The organism is Streptomyces sp. NPDC040405 (assembly GCF_055595765.1).
This window is the reverse complement of sequence record NZ_JBVIVI010000002.1, coordinates 1550395-1556494: the sequence shown is the minus strand read 5'-3', so window position 1 is coordinate 1556494 and position 6100 is coordinate 1550395. Positions and strand designations below refer to the sequence as shown.

Here is a 6100-nt window from a genome sequence, read left to right as displayed (position 1 = left end):
TTCTCCTTCCCCCCCCCCCCCCCCCCCCCCCCCCCCCCCCCCCCCCCCCCCCCCCCCCCCCCCCCCCCCCCCCCCCCCCCGCCCGGGGTTCAGTGCCCTCCTGGGGCTGAGGCCGCGTCAGACCTCGACCACCACGGGGAGGATCATCGGGCGTCGGCGGTAGCTGTCGGACACCCACTTGCCCACGGCGCGGCGCACGAGCTGCTGGATCTGGTGCGGCTCCGCGACGCCGTCGGAAGCCGACTTGGCCAGGGCGTCCTCGATCTTCGGGAGGACCGCCGCGAAGGCCCCGTCCTCGATGCCGGAGCCTCTCGCCTGGATGTGCGGACCACCCACGATCTTGCCGGTCGTGCTGTCCACGACCACGAAGACCGAGATGATGCCCTCCTCACCCAGAATGCGCCGGTCCTTGAGCGAGCTTTCGGTGACGTCGCCGACCGAGAGGCCGTCCACGTACACATAGCCCGCCTGCACCTTGCCGGTGATCTTCGCGATCCCGTCGACGAGGTCGACCACCACGCCGTCCTCGGCGATGACACAACGGTTCTTCGGGACGCCGGTCAGGGCGCCCAGTTCGGCGTTGGCACGCAGATGGCGCCATTCGCCGTGGACCGGCATCAGGTTCTTGGGCTTGCAGATGTTGTAGAAGTACAGCAGCTCACCGGCCGAGGCATGGCCGGAGACGTGCACCTTGGCGTTGCCCTTGTGGACGACGTGCGCGCCCCAGCGCGTGAGCCCGTTGATCACGCGGTAGACCGCGTTCTCGTTGCCCGGGATGAGCGACGACGCCAGGATCACCGTGTCGCCCGGCACGATGCGGATCTGGTGATCGCGGTTGGCCATCCGGGACAGCGCAGCCATCGGCTCGCCCTGGGAGCCGGTGCAGACGAGCACCACCTCGTCGTCCGGGAGATCGTCGAGGGTCTTCACGTCCACCACGAGACCCGCCGGGACCCGCAGATAGCCCAGGTCGCGGGCGATCCCCATGTTGCGGACCATCGAGCGGCCGACGAAGGCCACCCTGCGCCCGTACTCATGGGCCGCGTCGAGGATCTGCTGGATCCGGTGCACATGGCTGGCGAAGCTCGCGACGATGATGCGCTTCTGGGCGCTCGCGAAGACCTGGCCCAGCACGTTCGAGATGTCGCGTTCCGGCGGAACGAAACCGGGGACCTCGGAGTTGGTGGAGTCCACCAGGAGCAGGTCGATGCCCTCCTCGCCGAGCTTGGCGAAGGCGGGCAGGTCGGTGAGGCGCCCGTCCAGCGGCAGCTGGTCCATCTTGAAGTCGCCGGTGTGCACGGCCAGGCCGGCCGGGGTGCGGATGGCGACCGCGAGGGCGTCCGGGATGGAGTGGTTGACCGCCACGAACTCGCACTCGAAGGGGCCGATCCGCTCCAGATTCCCCTCCTCCACCTCCAGGGTGTACGGGCGGATCCGGTGCTCCTGGAGCTTCGCCTCGATCAGTGCGAGGGTGAGCTTGGAGCCGATCAGCGGGATGTCCGGCTTCTCGCGGAGCAGGAACGGGACGCCGCCGATGTGGTCCTCGTGGCCGTGCGTGAGCACGATGCCGTCGATGTCGTCGAGGCGGTCCCGGATGGAAGTGAAGTCCGGCAGGATCAAGTCGACTCCGGGCTGCTCCTCCTCGGGGAAGAGCACCCCGCAGTCGACGATCAGCAGCCGGCCACCGTATTCGAAGACCGTCATGTTGCGGCCGATCTCGCCGAGGCCGCCGAGCGGGGTGACCCGCAGGCCACCGTCGGGAAGCTTCGGCGGCGGGCCCAGCTCAGGATGCGGATGACTCAAAAGACTCTCCTCACCACGCGCGCCACATGCCCCCTGGGGCACATGGCGCGCGTGACATTCGTGCACTTGCTGATGTGTCTGTATGCAGTTGTGAAGTATGAAGGTGCGACTATCACGTCTTTGCCTAGAGCTGTACCCCGCCAGCGGCAAGATCGCGCTTGAGCTGTTCCGTTTCCTCGGGGGTCAGGTCGACGAGCGGCAGGCGCAGCGACCCCGCGGGGAGACCCTGGAGGGCGAGCGCGGCCTTCGACGTGATGACGCCCTGGGTGCGGAACATCCCGGTGAAGACCGGGAGCAGCTGCTGGTGGATCTCCGTTGCCTTCGCGACGTCGCCCTGGAGGTGGGCTTCGAGCATCGCGCGCAGCTCGGGGGTGACGAGGTGGCCCACCACGGAGACGAAGCCCACGGCGCCGACCGACAGCAGCGGCAGGTTCAGCATGTCGTCGCCGGAGTACCAGGCGAGGCGGCTGCGGGCGATGGCCCAGCTGGCACGCCCGAGGTCGCCCTTGGCGTCCTTGTTGGCGACGATGCGCGGGTGCTCGGCGAGCCGGACCATGGTCTCGGTGCCGATCGGGACACCGCTGCGGCCGGGGATGTCGTAGAGCATGACCGGCAGGCCGGTGGCGTTCGCGATGGCGGTGAAGTGGCGGAAGATGCCTTCCTGCGGGGGCTTGCTGTAGTACGGCGTGACCGCGAGCAGGCCATGGGCACCCGCCTGCTCCGCCGCACGGGCGAGCTCGACGCTGTGTCCGGTGTCGTTGGTTCCGGCTCCGGCTACGACGTGGGCGCGGTCGCCGACCGCCTCCACCACGGCTCGTACGAGCTCGGATTTCTCCACATCGCTGGTGGTCGGGGACTCGCCGGTGGTGCCGTTGACGATCAGGCCGTCATTGCCGGCGTCCACCAGATGGGTGGCGAGCCGCTGGGCGCCGTCGAGGTCAAGCGCTCCGTCAGCGGTGAATGGCGTGACCATGGCGGTCAGCACCCGCCCGAAAGGGGTCTGCGATGTGGATGTCGGTGCCATGGGCACCACGCTACTCGTAGCGCGCCCCGCAGCGCTCGCTCGGGGCGCCGGAACAGGGCCATCGAAGAGGACCCGGCACTGCCTGCTCGGGGGTTCAAGCAGTGCCGGGCCCTTTGTTCAGCCTAGATGAACTTCTCGAAACGCCGCAATACGGACACTTCACTCGCGCTACGGAGCCACCCGGCCATTGGCGTTGAACGCGGCGTGCGTGAGCGGCATCAGCCCGGCCCACGCCTGCTCCATCTTCTCCCCCACCATCTCGATCTCCCGCTGCGGGAAGGACGGCACGGCGGCCTGCTCGTGCTGGGTGCGCAGGCCCAGGAAGTGCATCAGCGAGCGCGCGTTGCACGTGGCGTACATCGAGGAGAACAGGCCGACCGGGAGCACCGCGCGGGCCACCTCGCGGGCGACCCCGGCGGCCAGCATCTCCTGGTACGCCTCGTACGCGTGGCGGTAGGCGTCCTCCATCGCGCGGCCGGTCAGCGCGTGCTGCTCGGGGGTGCCCTCGACGAACTCGTACTTGCCGGGGCGGCCCTGCTGGACCAGCTTGCGGTCCTCGCCGGGCACGTAGAAGACCGGCTCCAGGCGGCGGTAGCGGCCGGACTCCTCGTTGTACGACCAGCCCACGCGGTGCCGCATGAACTCGCGGAAGACGAAGATCGGGGCGCTGATGAAGAAGGTCATCGAGTTGTGCTCGAACGGGCTGCCGTGCCGGTCGCGCATCAGGTAGTTGATCAGCCCCTTGGAGCGCTCCGGGTCCTTCGTCAGCTCGTCGAGGGACTGCTCACCCGCGGTGGACACCCGCGCGGCCCACAGGACGTCGGAGTCGGCGGCGCTGTGCTTCACCAGCTCGACGGTCACATCGCTGCGGAAACTGGCCTTCTCGGTCTCGGCCGGGCTCTCGGCGGGGGTCTCGCTCACCGACGGGTCCTTCCATGTCGCATCGCTCGGGGCGGGCCCAGCTTACGGGCCACCACCGACAGGTCCGCTCCCCCGGACCCCGCGTGGACCTCCGTACGGGCCCCCGGAGAAAATTTTGACTGAAGTTCTTCAAACAGGGCACCAGGAAGGTCGTTCACACGTCCTACACACTGAAGTGCCCGCGCTCGAGGTTCCAAGGAGAGCCCGCTCATGTTCCGCCGGCGAGAGCCCGTACCGTTCGCCTTCGTCGCCGAAGCCGACCGTTTCCGCAGCAATGTCACCCCGCCCACCCGCCCCCGGGCGTCCCGGTCCGAGATAACCGGCCGGACGCTCATGGGTCTGACCATCGTCGCCGGCTTCGTCGGCGCCCTGATGTTCGGAATGCCCGCGCTCGACAGTCAGTCGCACCCCACGCAGCAGGTGCAGGAGGCCTCGAACGGCCGCTGAGCTGTGCTGAGATAGCCTCACTCAGCACAGACCATGGACGTGTGTGTGAGTGAGGACATCCTGTGCCCCTGCCCTTCCTGACAGCAGACCGCGCACATGACGACGACCGAGCGGGGCCCGAAGCGGCCCCGCTCTCGCGTGTCGACGTCACGTATGGCGATGTCACCTTCGAGGACCCGGAGCGCCATCGCCGCCCGTACCGACCGGGTCCCTGGAAGGTCGGCGGGTCGGCGGTGTTCCTGCTGCTCGCCTCGTATCTCCTCTTCTCGGCACTGATCATCGCCCTGGCGGGCTCCGGGTCCGCCGCGTGGGTGTGCGCCGCCGCGGCGGCGCTGGTGATCGGCTTCGCGGTCCGGATGGTGGGCGCGGGCGTCCGGGCGAACGAGCGGGAGCTCCGGCGGACCGGACTGTTCTCGTCCACGACGGTCGCCTGGCAGGACGTCGCGTCGATACGTACGGTCCAGCAGCCGGTGCGCCTACTGGGCCTTCCGCGCACGGTGCAGGGGCAGGCGGTGCTCGCCGACCGGACGTCGGGCGGCACCCCGCTGACCTTGTTCACCAGCCACGACACCGATTTCCTCGGGCGCCCCGAGGCGTTCCGCGCGGCCGCCGACACCCTCGACGGGTGGGCGGCCCGGCACGGGCGTTAGGAGCCGTCCGCCGCCCGGACCGGCTTGCCGTCGTGGAGGGCGATGGCGCGCTGCATCGCCTTGCGGGCGCGGGCCGTGTCGCGGGCGTCGTGGTAGGCGATGGCGAGCCGGAACCAGGAGCGCCAGTCCTGCGGCGAGCCTTCCGTCTCGGCCCGCCGCTTGGCGAAGACCGCGTCCGCCGAGTCCCGGTCGATGCGCCCGCCGGGCGTCCGTACCAGCTCGTCGACCGGCAGGCCGCCCTCGGCGTCCAGCTCGCGCGCGAGCCGGTCGGCGTTGCGCGCGAACAGGGTGGTCTGCCACAGGAACCAGCCGCCGATGAGCGGCAGCACCAGGACGGCCGCGCCATAGGCGATGGTCACCGGGGTGCCCTCCCGGATGAGCAGTATCCCGCGGTCGCCGACCAGCACGAAGTAGACGACCAGGACGGCCGCGAGGACGAAATAGGTGATCTTTGCGCGCACCGGTGTGCCCTCAGTCCAGATCGAGGAAGTGTTCCAGGCCGAAGGTCAGGCCGGGAGTGGTGACCACACGCCGCGCGCCGAGCAGGATGCCCGGCATGAAGCTGCTGTGGTGAATCGAGTCATGGCGGATCGTGAGCGTCTCGCCCTCGCCGCCCAGCAGGACCTCCTGGTGGGCGAGGAGCCCGCGCAGCCGTACCGAGTGCACCGGCACCCCGTCCACGTCGGCGCCCCGTGCGCCGTCCAGCGCCGTGGCCGTCGCGTCCGGCTGCGGGGCGCGGCCGGCCTCGCGGCGGGCCTCGGCGATCAGCTGGGCGGTGCGGGCCGCGGTGCCCGAGGGGGCGTCCACCTTGTTGGGGTGGTGCAGCTCGATGACCTCGACCGATTCGAAGAACCGGGCGGCCTGGCGGGCGAACCGCATGGTCAGCACGGCGCCGATGGAGAAGTTCGGGGCGATGAGCACGCCGACGCGGGGCGAGGCGTCGAGCCAGCCGTGCAGCTGCGCGAGGCGCTCGTCGGTCCAGCCGGTGGTGCCGACGACGCCGTGGATGCCGTGCCGTACGCAGAAGTCGAGGTTGCCCATCACCGAGCCCGGGTCGGTCAGCTCGACCGCGACCTCGGCGCCCGCCTCGACCATGGTCTCCAGCTTGTCGCCCCGGCCCAGCGCGGCGACCAGTTCCATGTCCTCGGCGGCCTCGACGGCTCGTACGGCCTCGGAGCCGATCCGGCCCTTGGCACCGAGGACGGCCACGCGCAGCTTGCTCATCGTTCCTCTTCCTTCGTCTTCTCCGGCCAGG

General features: G+C 69.9%; 7 protein-coding genes. 2 read left to right on the top strand and 5 right to left on the bottom strand.

Translation table 11 applies throughout. From position 1 onward, the window contains the following. Positions 1–117: 117 nt before the first annotated feature. The 3 genes from ACZ59A_RS14200 to thyX form a co-directional block, all read right to left on the bottom strand. On the bottom strand, positions 118–1803 hold the full coding sequence (locus tag ACZ59A_RS14200) for a ribonuclease J (protein ID WP_468042488.1): 1686 nt from the start codon (positions 1801–1803) through the stop codon (positions 118–120). Between the two features lie 124 nt (positions 1804–1927). Next, the gene (gene dapA, locus ACZ59A_RS14195) at positions 1928–2827 is read right to left on the bottom strand and encodes a 4-hydroxy-tetrahydrodipicolinate synthase (RefSeq protein WP_470957787.1); all 900 of its coding nucleotides are present in this window, start codon (positions 2825–2827) and stop codon (positions 1928–1930) included. 168 nt (positions 2828–2995) lie between these two features. Beyond that, the gene (gene thyX, locus ACZ59A_RS14190) at positions 2996–3748 is read right to left on the bottom strand and encodes an FAD-dependent thymidylate synthase (protein ID WP_468042485.1); all 753 of its coding nucleotides are present in this window, start codon (positions 3746–3748) and stop codon (positions 2996–2998) included. 210 nt (positions 3749–3958) lie between these two features. Here thyX and ACZ59A_RS14185 point away from each other — a divergent pair, with 210 nt between their 5' ends. Beyond that, positions 3959–4195, top strand: a complete 237-nt coding sequence (locus tag ACZ59A_RS14185) for a hypothetical protein (RefSeq protein ID WP_468042483.1) — start codon at positions 3959–3961, stop codon at positions 4193–4195. Positions 4196–4257: 62 nt separating this feature from the next. Further along, positions 4258–4845: a hypothetical protein gene (locus ACZ59A_RS14180; protein ID WP_470957784.1), complete on the top strand. Its 588-nt coding sequence runs from the start codon at positions 4258–4260 to the stop codon at positions 4843–4845. On the opposite strand, the gene ACZ59A_RS14175 is transcribed toward ACZ59A_RS14180, so the two are convergent. Both ACZ59A_RS14175 and dapB read right to left on the bottom strand, forming a co-directional pair. Next, positions 4842–5306 carry a hypothetical protein gene (locus tag ACZ59A_RS14175; RefSeq protein WP_470957781.1) on the bottom strand — a complete coding sequence of 155 codons (465 nt, stop codon included), beginning with the start codon at positions 5304–5306 and terminating at the stop codon, positions 4842–4844. The genes ACZ59A_RS14180 and ACZ59A_RS14175 overlap by 4 nt on opposite strands. 10 nt (positions 5307–5316) lie before the next feature. After that, positions 5317–6069, bottom strand: coding sequence for a 4-hydroxy-tetrahydrodipicolinate reductase (gene dapB / locus ACZ59A_RS14170; protein ID WP_470957778.1), 753 nt, complete (start codon positions 6067–6069; stop codon positions 5317–5319). Between the last annotated feature and the right edge of the window lie 31 nt (positions 6070–6100).